Source organism: Gracilinema caldarium DSM 7334 (assembly GCF_000219725.1).
GTDB classification, from domain to species: Bacteria; Spirochaetota; Spirochaetia; order Treponematales; family Breznakiellaceae; genus Gracilinema; species Gracilinema caldarium.
This window is the reverse complement of sequence record NC_015732.1, coordinates 2089999-2110338: the sequence shown is the minus strand read 5'-3', so window position 1 is coordinate 2110338 and position 20340 is coordinate 2089999. Positions and strand designations below refer to the sequence as shown.

General features: G+C 45.7%; 17 protein-coding genes. 5 read left to right on the top strand and 12 right to left on the bottom strand.

Annotated features, from left to right (window positions below):
• Window positions 1-52 precede the first annotated feature (52 nt).
• The 3 genes from SPICA_RS09700 to SPICA_RS09690 all read left to right on the top strand — a co-directional run bounded on the left by SPICA_RS09700 (window position 53) and on the right by SPICA_RS09690 (window position 5134).
• Window positions 53-958, top strand: a complete 906-nt coding sequence (locus SPICA_RS09700) for a carbohydrate ABC transporter permease (protein ID WP_013969332.1) — start codon at window positions 53-55, stop codon at window positions 956-958.
• Between the two features lie 119 nt (window positions 959-1077).
• The gene (locus SPICA_RS09695; RefSeq protein WP_237255845.1) at window positions 1078-1854 is read left to right on the top strand and encodes a carbohydrate ABC transporter permease; all 777 of its coding nucleotides are present in this window, start codon (window positions 1078-1080) and stop codon (window positions 1852-1854) included.
• 31 nt (window positions 1855-1885) lie between these two features.
• Window positions 1886-5134, top strand: coding sequence for an alpha-mannosidase (locus SPICA_RS09690; RefSeq protein WP_013969330.1), 3249 nt, complete (start codon window positions 1886-1888; stop codon window positions 5132-5134).
• Here the strand turns inward: SPICA_RS09690 and SPICA_RS09685 are convergent.
• Genes SPICA_RS09685 through SPICA_RS09675 form a run of 3 tightly spaced genes read right to left on the bottom strand, consistent with a single transcriptional unit; the run spans window position 5126 to window position 10193 of the window.
• Complete coding sequence (locus SPICA_RS09685) at window positions 5126-7243, bottom strand: PP2C family protein-serine/threonine phosphatase (protein ID WP_013969329.1); 2118 nt, start codon at window positions 7241-7243, stop codon at window positions 5126-5128. The two genes, SPICA_RS09690 and SPICA_RS09685, sit on opposite strands and share 9 nt — an antisense overlap.
• Window positions 7244-7278: 35 nt before the next feature.
• The gene (locus SPICA_RS09680) at window positions 7279-8715 is read right to left on the bottom strand and encodes an MFS transporter (RefSeq protein WP_013969328.1); all 1437 of its coding nucleotides are present in this window, start codon (window positions 8713-8715) and stop codon (window positions 7279-7281) included.
• Entirely contained in the window at window positions 8712-10193 is a 1482-nt protein-coding gene (locus SPICA_RS09675) for a DUF6937 domain-containing protein (RefSeq protein ID WP_013969327.1), read from the bottom strand. Before SPICA_RS09675 ends, SPICA_RS09680 begins: the two co-directional genes overlap by 4 nt.
• Window positions 10194-10338: 145 nt before the next feature.
• Between SPICA_RS09675 and SPICA_RS14910 the strand changes: the two genes are divergently transcribed.
• Window positions 10339-11034: a TetR family transcriptional regulator gene (locus SPICA_RS14910; protein ID WP_169311870.1), complete on the top strand. Its 696-nt coding sequence runs from the start codon at window positions 10339-10341 to the stop codon at window positions 11032-11034.
• A complete protein-coding gene (locus SPICA_RS09665; RefSeq protein ID WP_013969325.1) occupies window positions 11025-11747 on the top strand; it encodes a tRNA 2-thiocytidine biosynthesis TtcA family protein in 723 nt (240 codons plus the stop codon). The genes SPICA_RS14910 and SPICA_RS09665 overlap by 10 nt, the downstream gene beginning before the upstream one ends.
• Window positions 11748-11784: 37 nt before the next feature.
• Here SPICA_RS09665 and SPICA_RS09660 read toward each other — a convergent pair whose 3' ends face one another.
• From SPICA_RS09660 to pncA, 9 genes are all read right to left on the bottom strand, one after another.
• On the bottom strand, window positions 11785-12426 hold the full coding sequence (locus SPICA_RS09660; protein ID WP_013969324.1) for an amino acid ABC transporter permease: 642 nt from the start codon (window positions 12424-12426) through the stop codon (window positions 11785-11787).
• An 83-nt stretch (window positions 12427-12509) separates the two neighbouring features.
• Entirely contained in the window at window positions 12510-13334 is an 825-nt protein-coding gene (locus SPICA_RS09655) for an amino acid ABC transporter substrate-binding protein (protein ID WP_013969323.1), read from the bottom strand.
• An 81-nt stretch (window positions 13335-13415) separates the two neighbouring features.
• Entirely contained in the window at window positions 13416-14012 is a 597-nt protein-coding gene (gene thpR, locus SPICA_RS14905; RefSeq protein ID WP_013969322.1) for an RNA 2',3'-cyclic phosphodiesterase, read from the bottom strand.
• 18 nt (window positions 14013-14030) lie between these two features.
• Window positions 14031-14876: a sn-glycerol-3-phosphate ABC transporter permease UgpE gene (ugpE, locus tag SPICA_RS09640; protein WP_013969321.1), complete on the bottom strand. Its 846-nt coding sequence runs from the start codon at window positions 14874-14876 to the stop codon at window positions 14031-14033.
• Window positions 14877-14885: 9 nt separating this feature from the next.
• Window positions 14886-15767 (bottom strand): sn-glycerol-3-phosphate ABC transporter permease UgpA, encoded by an 882-nt coding sequence (gene ugpA, locus SPICA_RS09635; protein WP_013969320.1) that lies wholly within the window; start codon window positions 15765-15767, stop codon window positions 14886-14888.
• A 74-nt stretch (window positions 15768-15841) separates the two neighbouring features.
• Window positions 15842-17143 (bottom strand): sn-glycerol-3-phosphate ABC transporter substrate-binding protein UgpB, encoded by a 1302-nt coding sequence (ugpB, locus tag SPICA_RS09630; protein WP_013969319.1) that lies wholly within the window; start codon window positions 17141-17143, stop codon window positions 15842-15844.
• A gap of 172 nt (window positions 17144-17315) precedes the next feature.
• Window positions 17316-18176 (bottom strand): glycerophosphodiester phosphodiesterase, encoded by an 861-nt coding sequence (locus SPICA_RS14900; RefSeq protein WP_083819891.1) that lies wholly within the window; start codon window positions 18174-18176, stop codon window positions 17316-17318.
• Window positions 18176-19654 carry a nicotinate phosphoribosyltransferase gene (locus SPICA_RS09620; protein ID WP_013969317.1) on the bottom strand — a complete coding sequence of 493 codons (1479 nt, stop codon included), beginning with the start codon at window positions 19652-19654 and terminating at the stop codon, window positions 18176-18178. Before SPICA_RS09620 ends, SPICA_RS14900 begins: the two co-directional genes overlap by 1 nt.
• Before the next feature lie 28 nt (window positions 19655-19682).
• Complete coding sequence (pncA, locus tag SPICA_RS09615; RefSeq protein ID WP_013969316.1) at window positions 19683-20336, bottom strand: bifunctional nicotinamidase/pyrazinamidase; 654 nt, start codon at window positions 20334-20336, stop codon at window positions 19683-19685.
• Window positions 20337-20340 lie beyond the last annotated feature (4 nt).

Genomic DNA, 20340 nt, shown 5'->3' with positions numbered 1-20340 from the left:
TGATAAGGATATCAGGGACCTTATCGCCTTTAAATTAAAAGGAGAAATCGGGATGAGCCAATCATCGCGCCGAAATATACGGAATGGGCTGATTTTTGTTAGTCCATGGATCTTAGGTTTTATAGTGTTTCAAATCTATCCAATAGTATATTCTCTTTGGTTAAGTTTTACCCGTTACTCAGGCTTTGGGAAACCTATCATTATTGGCTTTCAGAATTTTCATCACCTTTTTAAAGATCCTCTCTTCTGGAAATCCGCGTATAATACACTTTATTATACCATATTAGCGGTTCCTATTGGAGTAGTTGTGGCAATAGTACTTGCCCTCGCTATGAATCAAAAAATTAAAGAAGTTGCAATTTATCGTGCTATACTTTATATCCCTTCCATATTACCGATCTTTGCTCTTTCGTTTGTTTGGGTTGTCTTTTCAAATCCCCGTTTTGGACTTCTTAATTTGATTGGGCAAAAAATAGGTCTACCAATAATCGATTGGATTGGAGATGCCAGATGGAATAAATTATCACTTGTATTACTTGCTCAGCTGGGAGCAGGGGGGCCAGCGCTTATTTTTTTAGCGGGTATTAGGGCTATTCCTTCTGAGCTTTTTGATTCTGCACAAATTGATGGAGCAAATGTGTTTCAACGATTTTTTAATATTACCCTTCCCCTGATTACACCCATAATTTTATACGATATCATTCTTGGTTTAAGTCACGGGCTTCAGATATTTACCCAAGCGTATATTATAACCGGTGGAGGTAGTAGTGGATCCAATACTGCGGGTCCTGATAACTCGCTTCTTTTCTATGTCTTCTATGTGTATAAATCTGCTTTCCAGTATACCCAAATGGGGTACGCTTCGGCCTTGGTATGGATATTTTTTATCATTAGTATGGGGATCGCCCTTATGGTATTTCGATGGGCAAAGGCCTGGGTTAATTATGATGTCGAATAGGAGAAATGATTGTGGTGAATAATACAGCAATAAGGACAAAGAACATATCTCGGCCAAGTAGAATATCCATCAAAAAAGTCTTTGTTACCAGGATTTTGCCAAGAGTAATTTTAGTAGTCATGAGCCTGGTGTATATCACTCCGCTCTACTGGATGGTAGTTACATCTCTTAAGGGCTCTCAAGAATTAACTGCCTTTCCTCCAACTATTTTCCCCCATACCTTAGTATGGAAAAATTATATTGATGCGTTGGAATACATTCCCTTTATACGGTATTTTATCAATTCCCTTATCCTTACCACGGGAGCAACCATCGGTGCGGTTATTTCTAACTCCCTGATTGCTTATGGCTTTTCAAGGATTGAATGGAAAGGACGAGAAGTGCTTTTTTATGTAGCTATATCAACCATGTTCATTCCGTTCCCGGTTACCCTGGTCGCTCTTTTTGATATTTTTGCTAAATTACGCTGGATCAATACATATCTTCCCTTAATTGTCCCTGCTTTTTTTGGACAGGCTTTTTATATGTTTCTGATACGTCAGTTCTTAATGGGTGTCCCTAAGGAAATATCTGACGCGGCAAGAATCGACGGAGCTAATGAGTTTTTAATTTTCTCTAAAGTCATAATCCCTCTTATGAAACCTGCCATAGCAGTGGTTGCTATTTTTACTGCAGTAAATGCATGGAATGATTTCTTAACACCTCTTATTTATCTACAGACCCCTGCGATGTATCCCCTTTCTATTGGTTTACAATTTTTTAGGGCCGAACATACGGTCGCTTTCAGTCTTCTTATGGCGGCGTCTACCATGGTTGTTATCCCTGTGATTGTACTCTTTCTGTGTTTCCAAAGATTCTTTGTAGAGGGTATCACCATGGGAGCTGTAAAAGGGTAATGATACATTTAAGGATTAAGGACGGCACATAATGCTACTACGAAAGGTTGATTTACGAATACGGCAGTATATACATTTTTTAAAAGGGCTCCGGTATACAGTGTTAGAACGGCCTGCTTTTGAGGTTTTTGAAACCGAAAAGGTCTATCGAAAGCCCCCTGTGGTAGATACCTGGAAACCGATTCAGTTTCCCTACCCCTACGGTAAGGAATGGACCACCTATTGGTTTAGAACTTTTTTTACAGTGCCTGAATCGGCTCGAGGCAAAGAGATTTTTTTGCAGGCCACCCCAAATGCCGATTCTCTAGTGTTTATTAATGGGAAAGCAACTGGGGCCATCAATCCCTTTCACGATGAGATTCGATTATCTCCCTCTGGAATGCAAGGAACTCAGTATGAGATACACCTGGAGTCCTATGCGGGACACAAGTACCCCGGAGAACATCCCTTCCAGGGTGAATCGGTGATCCTTACTTTGGGAGCCCATATCGATGACTACCCTAATATTTTCCGTCATGCGGCATTAACTGCTAAGAATCAAAACGTCTATGCCCTGTACCACGATGTACGTATTCTGTTTGATCTTGCCCAAAACCTGGATGAAAATTCGTTACGGAAAAATCGTATTCTTCAGGAGCTCTACCGAGGATTAATGAAAATTCGTTTTACAGCCCGGGACGATGAATTAGAAGATCAGGTGCAAAGAGCTCGGGAGATAATTACACCGCTTTTATTAGAAAAAAACAGTAGAACATCGCCAGAAATATTTTTAGTAGGCCATGCTCATATAGATCACGCCTGGTTATGGCCTATTTGGGAAACTGAACGAAAGGTAGCCCGTACCTTTGCCAACATGGCCCATTTTGCTGAAGAATTTGAAGAGTTTGTGTTTGTTCAATCCCAACCTGCTCAGCTGGAAATTATACAACGGGAGTATCCAGATATTTTTGCATCCGTAAAAGCAGCCTTTGAACGAGGCCAATGGGAGCCCAATGGGGGTATGTGGGTAGAGGCAGATTGCAATTTAAGCGGTGGCGAATCTTTGATTCGGCAGTTCCTGGTGGGAAAGCAGGCGAGCCAGAAACTTTTAGGCTACGAGGGAGATACCTTATGGCTTCCAGATGTATTCGGCTACTCCGCGGCGCTTCCACAAATTTTAAAGGGTTGTGAAATAGAGTATTTTGTAACCAGCAAGATTAACTGGAATGATACGACCCGGTTCCCCTACGATACATTCATCTGGCGTGGTCTTGATGGTACAGGCCTTAAAACCCATTACATTACCAGTCGAGCTAATGGTTACAATGGAAAGGTAACCCCTACCGATTTGATGGATGCATGGAACCATATCCAACATAAAGAAGTGCAGGAAGCTGTTATCAAACCCATTGGCGAAGGGGATGGAGGTGGAGGTACCACTCGAGCGGACTTAGAAGCTGCCCGGCGACTAAAGGATCTTGAGGGAGTACCTAAGTCCAGGTGGAGTCGAGTATCTTCTGCATTAGCCACCGTATTTGAAAAAGCAAGGGATCTACCCGAATGGAGGGGCGAGTTATATCTGGAATTACATAGAGGGACCTATACGACCCAGGCACGAACAAAACGGAACAATCGTAAAATGGAATTTGCCCTCAGGGAAATCGAATTTCTCTATTCATTTTTATATATAATCGATCAGAAATCGCTTCTGTTCTACCCTCGGGAAGAATTGTTGGATTGCTGGAAACGCTTATTGACCAACCAATTCCATGATATCATTCCCGGTTCATCAATTAATAGGGTTTATAAGGATGCGGAAATAGAGTATGAACGGATACGGAAAACAGCCGAATTTTTACTACGGAAGGGTGCGGAGGCTTTGCTTGTTAAATTAGAAAATTCTAATATGACGTATGCTCTTGCTGAGTACCATGAAGTAGATGATCAAAATGTTAGTGGAAACCAGATTGCGGCGATTTTAGTTCTAAATTCCTTATCATGGGAACGGACTACTGATGTTGTTCTTCCTTTACCTGAGATATTGAAAGGACAATTTCAGAGTCTTCGTACAGCTAAAGGTCTTGTTCCAATTCAAGAAAGCCGCAATATTCTTGACCAGATAGAACTGCATGCTGTGGTCACCATGCCACCAATGGGAGCGATAGTATTTGTCCTTGAGGAATGCCCCTTAAAGGTTATGAATACCATCCCATTCCAATATCGAGGGAAACACCTATTAACCCCATATTACGAGGTTGAGTTCAATGAAACAAAGGGGATTATCCATCTGGTTGACCGGCAAACCAAGAGGGAATTTGTGGAAAGCGGCAAAGTTTTTAATTCATTTGTGGGAGCGGAAGATCTACCAATCCTATGGGACGCATGGGATATCGATGCGGATTGGGTGGAAAGTCAGGAAATTGAGAATAGGCTTATTGCTTCAGAACTAATATCTATAGGTTTCCTATTCATCCAGATACGAAATAAATATCGTATTGGCAGACAATCCACGCTTACCCAGGATGTGTATTTTTATGCCCATAATAGACGTATCGATTTTGTGACATTGATTGATTGGCATGAAAGTCATAGGCTTTTAAAGGTTGCATTCCCTGTCAATCTCTACACTACCCAAGTCCGGTGTGAAGTCCAATACGGTCATGTATTCCGGTCTACCCATAATAACCTCCCCCAAGATCGGGCCCAATTTGAATTTTGTGCCCATAAGTGGATTAGCCTGGAAGAAAACGGTGCATCAGTAGCCTTACTCAACGATTGTAAGTATGGTTATGATGTCGATGGTACGGTGATGCGGCTTACTCTTCTACGTTCTCCTAAAGCCCCTGACAGAGAAGCTGATATGGGATTACATCAAGTAACCTATTCAATTCTTCCATTTTGTGGGCCCTTCTCTGTCGAAACAACTGTTCATGCAGCATACGACCTTAATCAGCCCTGCAATGTCTTTGGACTAAAAAAAATGAGTACACCCCCTTTGAAAAATAAGCAAATTAAAGAATGGCTATCAGTTTTTTCAGTAGATACGCCTCAAGTCATTATAGAGACTGTTAAAATGGCTGAAGATGGAAACGACATTATTTTACGGTTGTATGAGGCTTCAGGTGGTGCTTGTTTTGCTAATTTAGATTGCCTTGGTTCTATCGAATTGGCAGTAGAAACTAATATGCTTGAACGAAACCCAATTCCTTTGGATTTCGAGGAACATAGCGTGCACCTGTCATTTCGAGCATTCGAAATTAAAACTGTTCGTCTTAAGTTAACATATGTTAGTTTAAGCTGACTTAATCAGCACTAACAAAGTAAGGTCGTCTCGGGGTGGCTCGCCGGTAAGGAAGGCTCTAAACTGTTCAAGAATATAATCTCGTACTGCGGCGGCTCCGGCTTTTGCAGGAGCTTGAGAGAGAGCCGCCCTGATCCGGTCATTCCCAAAATCTTCACCGGCAGCATTTTTTGCTTCAACAAGACAATCTGAATAAACAAGCAAAGTATCACCACTGTGGATGGGAAAGCGGAGGCTTCGGTATCCTTCGGAGAGGCCTTCGAGGCCGATAAAGCGGCCCCGGCTTTCACCCTGTCGGGATTCCACCGCTTTAACCACTCCAGTACGACCTGAACGATATAGCAGATCAGGGTGACCCGCATTAACATATTCTACCCGGTCATCGGTGAAACGGAGCAATATGCCCGTAAGGTAGTTTTCAATGTTCCCCTTTTCTGAGATAAGTTTTTCATCAATTTTAGTCATGACTTCACCAAGAGGTATGTCCCGGCCATCCTTAAACTGGCGGTACACAATGGATTTCGCAAGCATCGCAACAAGTCCTGAAGCAATACCATGGCCGGATACATCAAAAAGACCTACACCCAGCAGGCTATTTCCATCAATATAAAAGTCGTAGAGGTCTCCTGAAACTCCCGACATCGGTTCAAAGGCATAGGCCACATCCCAACCCTCGAGGGTGGGCAGGAAGGCGGGATAAAAACTTTTTTGGACAAATTCCGCCATCTTAAGGTCCCGCTGAGCCCGGTAATTGGCTTCCTCCAAGGCAGAATTAACCTGTTGTAGCTGCATATTGGCCTGAGACAGTTCTTCGGTCCGTTCCTTAACCTTGTTTTCCAGATGCAGATTCAGGTCCTCTGCCTCGTTACGGGCACGGGCAAAGCGTCCTGCAAGGAGAAAAAGAAAACTTAGGAGTACAATTTGCCAGCCAAAACCGGTGATGTAGGGGAAGTTATAGAGTTTCATAACTTCGTGGAGGAAAATATCGAGCAGGGCGGTCACTACCATCGGTGAAAAGCCAAGGAGCAGGGGGAGCGCATCGGGGTCTTTTTTGATAAGCCCAGCAACCGGTATATACACCACATATGCTAAAGGCGGCAGCAGGAAGAGCTGGGTTACGAGGCGGATTTCACGGAGGGTACTGTAATTAGAACTAAACAGGATGATTCCGACGGGGATAATCAATAATAACATCCTTACCCAAAATACCCAGCGGGGATCCGTTTCCCTCAGGTAGTCCCTAACAAAGCCGCAGAGCTTAAAGAGCATGAAAAAGAGCACCAGGTTGATGAATTTCTGGAAGTTGATATAACTGAGCCACAGCGGAGGCATGCCGGGAAGCTCGGTGATAAAAAAATTTGAGAGATAAAAAACACTGAGCAGATTCAGCAGGGCAAATGAAAAATTTTCTTTATCCTTTTTTCTTCTAAAGTACAAAATAAAATGATAGATCGATATGATGAGCATAATCGACGCAAACATCAGGTTCGCTGTGGAATTCCAGAAGTTTTCCCAGCGAGCGGCAAGAACCGTATCCTGCCGTAATCCTATAAAGGGGCGTGAGGCAAGGGATCCCTCTCCATCTACCCAGATATGAATGAGAATCGTTATTGGTTTATGAAACTCAATTGCTTCTGGGGGAATCGTATATTCTCGGGAAACGTTCCAGTAGCTAAAATAATTCGGTGGATTCCGCCCAGTGCTGCCAACAAAGATACCATTTACCCAGGTCTGGTCGGTCATGGTTACCCGGCCAAGGAAAAGCCCCAGTGATTGCGGAGAATAAAAGTTGATAGCAGGAAAATCCCCCCGTATCCAGATATAGCCCTTTTTACCAGGAAGGAGATGTTCCAGGTTAGAAAGGGCGGCCTCATCCAGGGTGGTAAACTGTAACTGCCGTTCCTGCAGAGGATTTTTATGGATTTCGACTAGACTCTGAACGGTATCAACAGCCCAATACCATTGTTGTGCCCTAAGGCTAGATAGAAGAGGTACATCTGCGGCGGCTAACTGGTTGGGTTGAATAAAAAGGCATAAGGCAAGTATGTCAAACAAAGAATGAATGCTTTTCGACATCGCTGCCAATCTAAACTGCTTAAACCACCGCATCGGTCACCTCCAACATGATCTTGAACTAAAATTTTTTACTTACTTTGTGAATGCTTTGCCAAAGTTTCTTGCACTTGTTTTTCATTGTAAAGTAAGAGCAATATAAAACCGATGACGCAGAATGCAAGGGCAAAGATGGTTGTAAGCCGTACTCCAGTTACACCTACTACTTCGTCTGATCCTAAATAATCAGCCCCAATTTTAACAATAGATGGCAGTAATGCTGCACCAATAGATTGACCCATTTTTGACATAAAGGTTCTGAAGCCAAAGAACACTCCCGCTTTATACATTCCCGTCTCTATTGCATAGGCTTCTGCCATATCAGAAATCATAGCGTTTGGTAGAATCCCAAAAATAGCAAGTGGTATGGCGGCTATGAGGGCTGCAATAAGAGCCTGAATCATTGGTGGTACGGGCAGATACCCAAAGAGGGCACAGAAGATAAAGAGCAGACCAAAAAGTCCAAAGGCAATCATGAGAAGTCGTTTACGTCCTACAATTCTTGCAATAAAGTTAACAGGGATATAGAAAGCAAAACTGATGAAAAACATGATTAGAAAGAGACTTGAGTAAGCTTCTTTGGGAAGTCCAAGGAGGACGGTTATATAATACATGAGTCCATTGTTGATAAAATACAGGCTGATCCAATAGGCAAAGTCCGAAAGGGTAAAGCGAAAAAAATTCCGATCCTTAATAACATTCCCAATGGAAGTAAAGAAGCCGTCATCGCAGGGCACCGATTCGGTATAGCGATTTTCATCAATAATGATGATAGGTAGGATCATCAATATAAAAGAAACCAGAGCGAACACTCCTTGGGCAGTCTGAAAAGCCTGGAGCGGCGACATCCCCTGGGCTTGTAACATACCTTGCAGTGCGGGAGCCTGGGCCCCAATCATGGCACCCAATGCCCAGGTAATAGAAATCATCGTAGAAAGTTCTAGCCGTTCATTACTGTTATGACCCAGTTCACTCATCCAGGCGAAGAAGGGAGTTACATACATGGTCATAAAGAAATAGAAAAGCGTGACCGTAACAAACAACCAGATGCCATTAGCTGTAATGTTAGCCTGAGTCCCAGTACCGAAGGGTGCCACAAAGACCAAAATTGAAAAAAGCGCAAAGGGCAAAACCGAAACAGCCATAAAAAAGCGTCGGCGGCCGATGTTCGATTTGTTCTTATCGGAAAACACGGCGATAAGGGGGTCGGTTATAGCATCCCATATACGGCCAAAGGCGAGAATAAGCCCAATGACGGTAAGAAATCCTACAACATAACCTTGATGAATCATTTTGGGAAACAGGGCTGTTCCACCTTCCTGAGGTGGCAAATAAAAGTAATTTAAAAAATTAGCCGCCCCATAGCTTGCTAATGACCATCCAAGCTGGCCTAATGCATAGACGATTTTTTTCCCGAAGGGGAGTGACTCCACGGTGTGAACCTGTGCAGTACTAGTTCTGTTACTCATTTTGTTCCTCCTTGCCCTGCTAATTCAACTGCCCGGTAGGCTCCCGAATAGAGTCCCGTTTTATTGGCGGATAGGATGCAGGAATTCATCAAATGTAACCCCTCGTAGTCTTCGACTAGAAATTTGAGCATGATCTCCGCCTCTCTGGGATCACTACATTCAAAGGTGCCGTCACCCAATTCAGCTGACCGAATTGCGCCCCATGCTTCATGTCCTCCAACCCGTCGGACCAGTAGTTTCGGTACTGGATAGAAGGCTAATTCACTTGGCTTAGTCACGAGGAGGTCACTGGCGCGCATGAGGATGTTCGTGGTGTAAACAGCCTGGAAAATGTCGGAATGCATAAAAAGATGGATGCCCGAAATCGAATTCTGCAGGGCTTGTTTTGCGAAGGTCCGGGTATCGCTCCAATGGTTGATGTATTTCGTGGCTGCTTGGAGTTCGGGAATGTCAGAAAGAAGACCACTCAAAACCGATTGATGGTCCCCCACATTAATGAGTATGGCAACCTTACCACGCTTTTCGAGAGGAAGAAGTGCCCGGATGAGCCTGGCATAGAGTTCCCGCTGTGCCCCTGCACCGCCGACAGAGAGGAGTATCCGTAGGGGCTGTAAGGTTGCCAGACGTTTTAAGCGTTCCGCTGTATCCTGTTCTAGATTGGCAACCAGCTCATGGTCAATGTAATGACCAGTGTAGACAAGGCTTCCAGGATCCATAAAGCGAGGTATGTTTTTACCAGCCATACCCCGTAACATTTTGTAGCCAAACCAGGCGGAGGGAGATTGTACGCAATGGATTGCTCCTTCGGAGAGGTGTAAAGCCATAGGCCAGTTATCGGGGATAACGTTGACGACCCGTTCCATACCGCTGTGTATCGCTGCCTGGGCGGGCCATACATGGGTTGCTACATAAGGAACCTGTTTTGGAAGCAGTTTGCAGGGAGTAGCCATAAGCTCAGTTATTTTTTGATCCGCCGCATTGTAACTCAGCTTCCTGAAACCCTCTGAATTTAGAGGCTCCCAATATAGGCTGTTAAAAAGTGCATATTTCTGTGATAAGCGGGATCCCAGGGAGTAGAGACTATTGAGATGGGCAATAATTTTTCCTCCGGTAGTATCCTTAAAAGAATGCAGGTCGAACCAGTATGGATTTTTACCTAGGGCTCGAGCAGCACTGGCAATTGCAATAGAAATTCGGTAATGTCCAAAACCCATCCGGATATTTCCTACCACAAGGGCATTCGGATCTGAAGCAAGGTTGCTTTGTTTCCAGTCTCCCTCTACAGTAATACTGGTATCCTGAACCATCAATTGCTCAATTCCCATAGGCTCAAGACTGTCAACCTTCCGGGATACTAAACGAAATTCCTTTTGGGTATCATCTCCGAATTTTTTGATGTAGGCAGTTTTCTGCCGTTCTGCCTTTTGGACAATCCCTGGCGCTATAGGATTGCCGAAAATAACACTGGACTTATCCATCCTCATTTCTCCTAGCAAATTTGACCTGACCTCAGGTTCAATGTGAGTGCCCATGGTCAGAAATCTAATATCATTCATATTCTGAATGATATTAAATATTTTAAACCCATTTGCCAAATCCGTCAACAAAATATATACTATACTCATGGGTTATAAGGATATTCATAAAGAACGGATCCGGCGATATTTTCTGGATGCGGCAAAGGACATTATTGTTACCGAAGGTGTTTCGGCAGTAACTAGCAAGAAAGTAGGGGAGCGGGCTGCTTATTCCTATGCAAGTATTTATAACTATTTTGAAAACCAGAATGCTCTTATTTGTGAAGCGGTGGAAGAGCTTGCAAAAGAATGCGCTCAATGGGTCGCAGACAATCTTAATGCTGTTCTTGCTGGGCAATTCCCGAATTTTCGTTTTTGGTTACCCTATGAACCAGGTCATGCTTACAGCCCTTTTCCTGCAGATTTAGTAATTCCTTTCGAAAAAAGAATAACTAAACATAAATCAATAGAAGACCGAATATTAGCTTTGGCTTTCTTAATGATTGAATATAATGGTAGGAACCCTAACCGATATGAGCCATTTCTTTCAACAGAAATAGATTTTCGTTACTTTATTAAACGAGACGGGCATCACTTTTTTCATCCCGCTTATGCGTTGCTTCTTACAGAATTAGAAAAACTTGAGAGATTTACTCAGGAAAAGCGTCGACTTATTGCGGACATTATGGTATATATCTTCCATTCAAAGATGCATTTTTATATTCGTTATGGTGCTCCAGAAAGTCTGGAAGCCCTGCATCGGGAAGTTGCCCAGGAGGTCCGCTTTCTCTTATGGCCCTGACTCATATCGAAAAACTGATAGCCAAGGCTGTCCTCGATTACCGCCTGTTGGAAGCGGGGGACAGGATTTTACTCGGTGCTTCCGGTGGCAAGGATTCTACCACCTTAGCCTGGGCGCTGGGCCGCCGCAAAAAGTGGAACGCCCCGGCCTTTGAAATAGAAGCATTGCGAATTGCCAGTGACGTGCCGGGGGGTGGTATGCCAGGGGCGGCGGCCCAGCGCTTGGCCGCACTGTACGAGGAATGGGGCATACCGCTTTATACCATGGAGGTGCCAATTGTGGAGCGCCTTAAACCCGGCCAGCGGATGAGCTGTTATTGGTGTTCCACCCAACGGCGGACTGAACTTTTACGGTATGCTATGGCCCATGGATTTAACAAAATAGCTCTGGGACATCATCTGGATGATGTCCTGGCGACCCTGCTCATGAATATGACAAAAAAGGGCGAACTGGCTACCATGCCGCCCCGGCTAAAGTATGATAAATACCCCGTAGAAATTATCCGGCCCCTGGTGCTGGTAAGCGAAGAAACCATCCGAGGTTTTGCCCGGGAAATGGGATGGCTCCAGATTACCTGCAGCTGCGGTTATGGTGATGATGGAGAACGGAAGGAATATCAACGCCGTTTAGATGTACTCACTGCAGGTTCGGTGGATGCCAAACGGCTCATGCTGAAAAGTCTTTCTAATATAAAGGAAGATTATCTGGCATAGAGTAAGCAAGGGATGCTGGTCCCTTACTTAACAGCCCTTATTGTATTTTATAATAGCCAAGCCTTTTTTCTGCGGCCTCGAAAGCAACGGTTACAATCCAGTTCATCACAAAATAGAACACTCCCGCAATGAAAATGGGTAGTGTAGAAAACTGGCGGGCCGATGCATTCTGGGCGACCCGGAATAATTCTGCCACCCCTATCGTCTGGGCTAAAGCTGTGTCTTTTACCAAGGTGATGACCTCATTTCCCATGGCGGGAAGAATTCGCCGGACTACCTGGGGCAGAATGATTTTAAAAAGTGTTTGTGTTCTGGTGAGTCCCAATACCTTGGCGGCTTCCCACTGGCCTTTAGGGATTGCATCGATGCCACCGCGGTAAATTTCTGCAAAATAGGCGGCATAGTTTACTGCAAAGGCGATAATGACCGCGGTAAAGCGGTCATAGGAAATGCCAAAAAGATAATAGGGCGCAAAATAGACAAAGATAAGCTGGAGTATCAGCGGGGTTCCCCGCATCACTAGGACATAGAGGCTGACCGGTGCGCGGAGTAGTTTCGATTTAGAGCGGCGGGCGAGGGCAACCGGCAGAGCCAGGGGGATTGAAAAGAGTAGGGTAAGAAAAAATACCGAAAGGGAAACCATGGTTCCCGAAAGCATCTGACCAAGAATTTGCCGCATCCGCCTGCCACCTCATCAAAATAAATAAGGCTGTTTGACCCCTTAATCTCGTTGTCCAAACAGCCTTGGATATGCGTTTCGTGTTATTTACCGACTACAGAAATATCGGAGCCGAACCACTGGGTGGTGATGTTGGCGAGGGTCCCATCCTGAGCCATGGCTTCCAGGCTTGTCTGCACTGCATCCCGCAACGCCAGGTCGTTTTTGCGGAAACCAACCCCATAGTCCTCCGCAGACAGGGATTCAGCGAGAACCCGATAATCCTTGCCGGCCCGTTTAATGTTATCGTTGGCTACAATCAGGTCCATAATGACCGCGTCTACTCCGCCGATCTCCAGGTCCATGAGGGCAGTCAGATTATCCTTAAACTCAACCACATTTTTTAGGCTTGCTTTAAAATCGGCGGCGCTATTCAAGGCTTCTGCCGCAGAGGAACCGGCTTGCAGTCCGATGGTTTTGCCCTTCAGGTCTGCCAGGGTCTGGTAGGGTGCAGACTTTTTAACCACTAAAACCTGGGCATTTTTAAGGTAGGGCTTGGTAAAGGCCATGTTTTTAGCCCGTTCTTCGGTGATGGTAAAGCCGTTCCAGATACAATCAATTTTTCCGGTGTTAAGCTCCTGCTCCTTGGCATTCCAGTCGATGGGCTGAAGCACCAGCTCTACACCGAGCCGTTTTGCCACTTCTTTTGCCAGGTCGATATCATAGCCGACAATTTCATTATTTTCATTGCGGTATCCCATGGGCGGGAAGGCGTCGTCCAGCCCGAGGACCAGTTTGCCCCTAGACTTGATAGTCTGAAGCGATGTGTCCTTGCCGGAACCATCGTTCTTTGTAGCCTTGCTGCAGCTAGTCAGGCTCAGGGCAACAATTGCCAGAACGGTGAGGGATACAGAAATAATCCGTTTCATCTCATACTCCTTAGTATTGATGCTGGGCATTATGCAGTAAATAGGGTGCTCTGGCAAGGCAAGGGTGAAAAATCGGGCCCCTCATGTAAGGAGGCTGAACCGTCCCTGCACCGTATAGACAGGTCCGCCCCGCTGTAATACGGATGAAAAAAGAGTTACATAGGATATTTCCCCTCGGGCCTGCAGGGGAATTTGGCGCTCCGCAGGTTCAAGATGGATGGGACTGCGGCCTGCGCGAGCTACGGTAATATGGGGAGTAAAGGGCCGGCGGGATGGTTCATACTCAGTGATGTGGGCTTGTTCTTTTATTGCTAAGAGTTCCTGTTCCAGTGCCGCGGCGAGACTGGTCACCCCATCCTTTCCGTCACCGAGGCCTACAGCCAATACCGATGCGGGCTTACGGGGCGGGAAGGTATAAATACCCTGGGCACTGACCGGGATGCCTGAACTATAGGACTGGCCCTTTTGCCAGAGTTCTATTGTTTTTTCCAAGGCAGAAAGTATATCGGGAACCCCCGCTTCAGGCACGGTGCCTAAAAAAGCCAGGGTAAGGTGCTGGTTTTCTCTGCTGGTCCAGCGAAACTCCTGGTGGGCCTTTTTTAGGCCCGCCAGGTCCTGTTCCAGTTCTTGTAAAAATGATTCGGGTAATTCCAGGGCAATAAATAATCGAAGGTCCATAGGCCTATTCAATACATCCTATTTTTCGGTTTCGGTCATGCCGCTGACAAATTGTTTTTGCATCGCCACCACCACAATAACCGGCGGTATCAAGGCCAGCATGGTGGTAGCCAAAATAATCTGCCATTCTGCCTGGGCATCTCCGACCGCCAGCATACGGTTAATACCTATAAGCAGGGTATAGTACTTTTCTTTTGTTGTGATAAGCAGGGGCCACAGATATTGGTTCCATCCATAAATGAACTGAATGACAAACATGGAAGCAATCGGCGTTCTTGTTATGGGAACAAGAATGTGTCTGAAAAAGTTCATTGCAGAAGCCCCGTCTATAGCTGCCGCTTCGGCAATTTCCCGGGGAACTGATTTAAAGAACTGCCGGAAAAGGAACACCGCCGTGGCCGACACGGTCATGGGTAGAATGAGCCCCCAGTAACTGTTCAGCATTCCCAAATCCGAAATGACCTTATAGGTTGGCATAATTCGGACTTCTACGGGGAGCATAAGGGTGATAAAAATAGTCCAGAAAATAAAATCCTTCAGGGCAAAATCAAAATAAACAATAGCAAAGGCTGCCATGAGGGAAATAATAATTTTACCTAACGAAATACCCAGGGCCATGATTGTAGAGTTTTTTACCATTGTGGCCGCGTTCGCCCCCAGGTTTTTAGCGCCTTCAAAAAAAGCTCTTCCGTAATTTACGGCAAACTGGTCCCCGGGTAACACAGACATGGGGGCATCCAGAATATCTGCAAGACGCTGGGTCGATCCGGCAAAGACGATCCAGATGGGAAATACAATGATAAAAATGGCGAGGATTAATATAAGGTGGGGAAAGGCTCGGCGAAATAGGGATCTATCTACCATGATGGTCTCCTAGTATTCCACTTTCCGTTCCACAAAGCGGAACTGGAGGGCACTCAGAATTATGACGATGAGCATTAAAATTACCGATTGGGCGGCGGAGCTTCCCAGATCCAGATTGATGACCCCATCCTTATATACCTTATAGACCAGTATGTTTGTAGCCTGGTTTGGCCCCCCGGAGGTTACCTGGTGAATAATCGGGAAGGTTTCAAAGAAGGCATAGACCAAATTCATCACTAATAAATAAAAGGTGGTTGGTGAAAGAAGGGGAAAGATGACCCGCCAAAAACGGGTAAAGGGGCCGCCCCCGTCTATGGCGGCTGCTTCTATAAGGGAGAGGGGAACATTTTGCAGTCCTGCAAGAAAAAAGACAAAATTATAAGAGATCTGCTTCCAGGTCGAAGCCAGGGTTACCAGAAAGAGGGCCTGGCCGCTTTTCACCAGATAGTTCCAATCGATCCCCATTTTTTTTAACTGATACGATACGATACCGACCGTAGGGTTAAAAAGGAACATCCATAAAACACCGGCTACCATGGTGGATACCGCATAGGGCCACACCAGCATGGTGGTATAAAAGGTTTTTCCCCAAATATGTTTATTTGCTTGTACTGCCAGGAATAGAGAAATGGAAAGGGCAGAAAAGGCAACCAGTATGGCAAACTTAAAGGAGAGTACCAGAGAATCCAAGTACTGGGGATTCTGAAATAGCTTGATGTAATTTTCGAGGCCCACAAAAACTAAAGAAATTCCGAACGCATCCTGTATAAAAAGTGACTGATACAGGGCCATAAAGGCTGGCCAGAAAAAAAAGATGACCACAATGATCATTTGGGGGAACACAAGAACATAGGGAAGGGTCTTATTGTGAAAGGCATATTGCTTGGTCATGGTAAATCCTTAATAACACCGAAAGGCTGCAAGCCTTTTGCCTGCAGCCTCTCTTCTGTAAAGTCTCGTAAGTTTTATTTATTCATCCGTTCAAATTCACGAAGTTTCTCATTGCCCAGCTTAACCATTGTATCCAGTCCATCCTTTGCGGACACTTTACCATCCAGCATGGCTTCAAACTGTTCATCCACAATAGTTCTAATTTGTGGCATAAAACCGAAGCGAAGCCCCATGGTGTTTTGAGTTGGGGCTTTATTCAAAAGCTGTTTAATGGCTACTTCCGGACCGGGATTGTCATTATAATAGCCCTGCTTCTTCGTAAGTTCATAAGCCGCAGTGGTAATGGGCAGGTATCCAGTCTGCTGATGCCAGAAAGCCTGGGTTTCAGGTTTGGAAAGGAAACTGAAGAACTTGGCTACGGCCTTGTACACCTTCTGGTCCTTCTGGGTCATGACCCAGAGGCTGGCACCGCCGATAATAGAGTTCTGGGGAGCTCCTTTTACATCGGGGTAGTAGGGCAGCATGGCCACACCAAAGTCAAACTTGCAAGTTGCCTTCATCGATCCATAGCCGCCGATGGATTCAAAATGGAGGGGAACCGTGCCGGACGTGAACAGGGAGTTTGCTTTGTTTTCACGTCCGCCATATTTAAATACCCCTTCTTTGGCCATTTGAACTAAATTTTCGAAATGCTTTACATGAAGCGGGCTATTGAATACCAATTGAGTATCCAATCCGTCAAACCCATTCGATTTGGTTCCCATGGGCACATTATGCCATGCAGAGAAATTTTCAACATGTACCCAGCCTACCCAGTTTGTACTGAACCCAGCTTCATACCCAGCGGCTTTCAGCTTTCGGGCTACATCAAAGAATTCAGGCCAGGTCTTTGGTGGTTTGTCAGGATCGAGCCCGGCTTTCCGGAAGGCATCCTTGTTGTAATACATAACCGCGGTGGAGGAGTTAAAGGGCATGGAAAGCATTTCACCCTTAGAGGTTGAATAGTAGCTTGTTATGGTCGGTATATATGCCTTTGGATCAAAGGGCTCTTTTTGTTCTTTCATGAGCTGATAGACCGGTTTTATAGCCCCTTTGGCGCTCATCATTGTGGCGGTTCCGACTTCATAGACCTGTAAAATGGCTGGCGGAGTCCCGGACCGGAACGCGGCAATACCCGCATTCATGGTATCTGCGTAGCTACCCTTATAAACGGGAGTCACTACATATTCGCTCTGGCTTTTATTGAACATGTCACAGATCTGGGCGGTGATTTCCCCGTTTTTTCCACCCATAGCATGCCAGAACTCGATCGTTGTCTGGGCAAACAGGGTGCTTGCCAGCCCTGCGAGTACCGCAACAAGGTACATCTTTTTCATACACCACTCCTTTATTGTAACGGATCTTTTTAAGAGCCCTAGCTCCCTCTGGTATCTGCAAAATTAAGCTTACGCCCGATTAGGAAAATTCGCAAGGAAAATCATTTTTTCTTGGTTATCTCATTCTGATGTTTCTTTATAAAGAAGTGGTTAAAGCTCGGTCAGTATCCTGTTAATTCAGAGCTGCGAGTATCCGATCCGGCATATCGGTGATAAAGCCGATGGCTCCCCAGTCTCTCAACTGGTGGGCTACTGTTGCATCGTTCACGGTCCAAACCTGGGTCATCCGTCCCTCCTGCCGTTCTTGTGCAATAGCTTCGGTCGTCACCATGGAAAATCGTGGATGCCAGGCTTCATGGCCTCTAGTTCCAGAAGATTCCGGAAGCAATTGAGCTATGAGTCCTGTTGTGTAAGCCGGGCTTGCTTCTTCTACCAGGAAGCCTACGGGTATGGCCGGTTTTATAGCCTTGAACCGCTGCAATGTCGGGGGATTAAAAGAAGATATAATGACATTACGGTCCATTTCATAGCGATCGATACAATTGGCTACAAGGGCTTCAATTCCATTATCGTTTTCTGCTTCATCCCTACCATTTTCCCTGCAATAGGGCGCTTTTATTTCGATATTGATAATAAAATCCAGGGGCGCCCCTTCCTTAACGAGAGAAAATACTTCTTCCAGTGTGGGAATCATGGTGAAGGGGTAGTGGGGGATATGACCATTCAAAGGTTCCGCCATCGGGGAAAATTGGGCGGCCGCATTCAGTTCCCGCAGTTCCGCAAAGAGCAGGTCCTTGACGGCCCCTGTCCCATCGGTTGTACCATCGACGGTAAAATCATGAATGATGACCAGTTCCCGGTCAGCAGAGAGTTGTACATCCAGTTCTATACCCTGGGCTCCCTGTTGAATCGCCAGCTCAAAGGCTGGTATCGTATTCATCGGTGCATAGGCCCGGCTTCCCCGGTGGCCATATACGAGGGTTCTTCCTTCAAGGAAGGCCTCAGTAACATAGCTAGTTTGCTGTTTCATCATTATTCTCCCAGATATTCCTGAATAAGATGTAATTTTAAATTCCGTAATTGTTCCGAAATGGAAACTTTATAAATGTGAGGATTGAGAATCCGCTTATAACTACCATCAAAGTGGTCCAATCCAAGGCGTACCCGTTGTTGAATCGATTTAAGGGTTGGATGGTCTGTTACTAGGTTTCCCTTTTTCATACGAGGTTTTAATAACTGCTCTATATCGCCTTGGGGTGTGTAATGGAAATGACGGTAGTCTGCCGCAGGATGCCAGAAGGCCTGTTCTATGCCTTTTCTAATAATATCGGTTGTAGCCCCAGGATCGTGGACAAGTTTCTGATCTAAAGTCATCACATCTGCATCGGCCATTCCATCAGAGCTGTATAATCGCCATACTTGTTTAACCCCAGGATTGGTTGTTTTTTCAGGATTGTCCGAAAATTTAATGGTAGGCTGAAGTTCTCCACCGACAATTTCCCGGGCTGCCAGTTTATACACTCCGGTAAAAGCCGCTTCAGTGCCACCGGTAACCATATTGGTACCCACACCCCAGCTGTCTATGGGGGCCTTGGCAGCGGTCAGGGTCTGAATAATTGATTCATCCAGATCGTTGGAAACCGCAATGGTTGCCTGTTTCAGACCCGCCGCATCGAGGGCTTTACGGACCTCTACCGATAGATAGTGAATATCTCCTGAATCGAGGCGAACGCCGAATTTTTTCCCCTGGGCAGCCAGTTTTTTCCCAACTTTTATGGCATTTTTAATACCGCTGTCCAGGGTGTCATAGGTATCAATTAAAAAGACGGTTCTATCTGGATAGGTGTCTGCATAGGCTTCAAAGGCTTCTTCTTCAGAAGGAAAGGACATGATCCAGGAATGGGCCATGGTTCCCATAACGGGGATACCAAAGGTCTTTCCTGCAAGGACATTGGATGTGCCGCTTGCCCCGCCGATATAGGCCGCCCGGGAAGCAGACATGGCTCCATCCGGGCCCTGGGCGCGGCGAAGGCCGAATTCCATGATAGTTCCCTTGCCCGAAGCCAGGTAAACCCGGGCGGTCTTTGTTGCAATCAGGCTTTGAAAATTAATGGTGTTGAGTAACATGCCCTCGATAATTTGGGCTTCGATAAGGTTTGCATCGATACGTATAAGGGGTTCTTGGGGAAATACAATGGTGCCCTCATCCATCGCCCAGACATCGCCGGAAAACCGAAAATGGCGCAGATATTCAAGAAAATCCTTATCAAAATAGGAAAGACTCTCGAGGTATTCCAGATCTTCGGCAGAAAAGCGAAATGAAGCTAGTTTATCTAAAAAGGTCTCTAGCCCTGCAAAAACGGAAAAACCGCCATTAAAGGGCTGGCGGCGGAAAAACATGTCAAACACAGCCCGGTGGTTCATGCCCCGTTTCCAGTATCCCTGGGCCATAGTGAGTTCGTAAAAGTCTGTAAAAAGGGCTGATTGAGGGCAAAAGCCTGTTTCCTGCATGGAGCTCACTCCTTTTTTATAGGAAATTCTAAAAACTCAGTTCATTCAAAGTGATGAAAGCAACCCCTGCGTTTTTCATCTCTTTCATAGCTTGCTGTATTGAATCTGCGGGATAATCCACACCTCGGACTGCTTCGGATATCACCGAAACAGTAAAGCCAATACGTCGAGCATCGAGGGCACTGTATTTAACACAATAATCGGTAGCCAGTCCTGTCAGGTAGAGGCTGGTGATCTCAAGGTTCTTCAGGTAACCTTCGAGGCCTGTGGGTGTGATATGGTCATTTTCAAAAAAGGCTGAATAGGAATCCAGGTAGGACCTAAAACCCTTACGGATCATCAATCTAATAGGATTCTGATTAAGTTCAGAATGCAGTTCCGCTCCCCAGCTCCCCTGCACGCAATGATCGGGCCACATGCCCTGTTCGCCTCCTGCAGTTGCAGGGCTTGATGCAAAGGAACAATGTCCTTGGGGGTGCCAATCCTGAGTTGCTACGATTGGTGCGTGATGCTTATCGAATTTGCTGGCTAGATGATTAATGATTGGAATAATCTCATTACCTCCAGGGACTGCAAGGGCTCCCGGTTGTGAGAGCGTACCGTCTTTCGTCCGATAGGACGGGCAGAAGTCGTTCTGGACATCTATGATGAGCAGGGCAGCATGGGCAAAATCTATGGCCATAGGC

Bases quoted from the DNA above. Each gene is read 5' to 3' on its own strand.
- SPICA_RS14910 (WP_169311870.1), top strand. From the start codon at position 10,339: ATGGGTTATAAGGATATTCATAAAGAACGGATCCGGCGATATTTTCTG.
- ugpA (WP_013969320.1), bottom strand. From the start codon at position 15,767: ATGACCAAGCAATATGCCTTTCACAATAAGACCCTTCCCTATGTTCTT.
- ugpB (WP_013969319.1), bottom strand. From the start codon at position 17,143: ATGAAAAAGATGTACCTTGTTGCGGTACTCGCAGGGCTGGCAAGCACC.
- SPICA_RS09700 (WP_013969332.1), top strand. From the start codon at position 53: ATGAGCCAATCATCGCGCCGAAATATACGGAATGGGCTGATTTTTGTT.
- SPICA_RS14900 (WP_083819891.1), bottom strand. From the start codon at position 18,176: ATGATGAAACAGCAAACTAGCTATGTTACTGAGGCCTTCCTTGAAGGA.
- SPICA_RS09690 (WP_013969330.1), top strand. From the start codon at position 1,886: ATGCTACTACGAAAGGTTGATTTACGAATACGGCAGTATATACATTTT.
- SPICA_RS09660 (WP_013969324.1), bottom strand. From the start codon at position 12,426: ATGCGGCAAATTCTTGGTCAGATGCTTTCGGGAACCATGGTTTCCCTT.
- SPICA_RS09655 (WP_013969323.1), bottom strand. From the start codon at position 13,334: ATGAAACGGATTATTTCTGTATCCCTCACCGTTCTGGCAATTGTTGCC.
- SPICA_RS09695 (WP_237255845.1), top strand. From the start codon at position 1,078: ATGAGCCTGGTGTATATCACTCCGCTCTACTGGATGGTAGTTACATCT.
- ugpE (WP_013969321.1), bottom strand. From the start codon at position 14,876: ATGGTAGATAGATCCCTATTTCGCCGAGCCTTTCCCCACCTTATATTA.
- SPICA_RS09680 (WP_013969328.1), bottom strand. From the start codon at position 8,715: ATGAGTAACAGAACTAGTACTGCACAGGTTCACACCGTGGAGTCACTC.
- SPICA_RS09675 (WP_013969327.1), bottom strand. From the start codon at position 10,193: ATGGATAAGTCCAGTGTTATTTTCGGCAATCCTATAGCGCCAGGGATT.
- SPICA_RS09665 (WP_013969325.1), top strand. From the start codon at position 11,025: ATGGCCCTGACTCATATCGAAAAACTGATAGCCAAGGCTGTCCTCGAT.
- SPICA_RS09685 (WP_013969329.1), bottom strand. From the start codon at position 7,243: ATGCGGTGGTTTAAGCAGTTTAGATTGGCAGCGATGTCGAAAAGCATT.
- pncA (WP_013969316.1), bottom strand. From the start codon at position 20,336: ATGGCCATAGATTTTGCCCATGCTGCCCTGCTCATCATAGATGTCCAG.
- thpR (WP_013969322.1), bottom strand. From the start codon at position 14,012: ATGGACCTTCGATTATTTATTGCCCTGGAATTACCCGAATCATTTTTA.
- SPICA_RS09620 (WP_013969317.1), bottom strand. From the start codon at position 19,654: ATGCAGGAAACAGGCTTTTGCCCTCAATCAGCCCTTTTTACAGACTTT.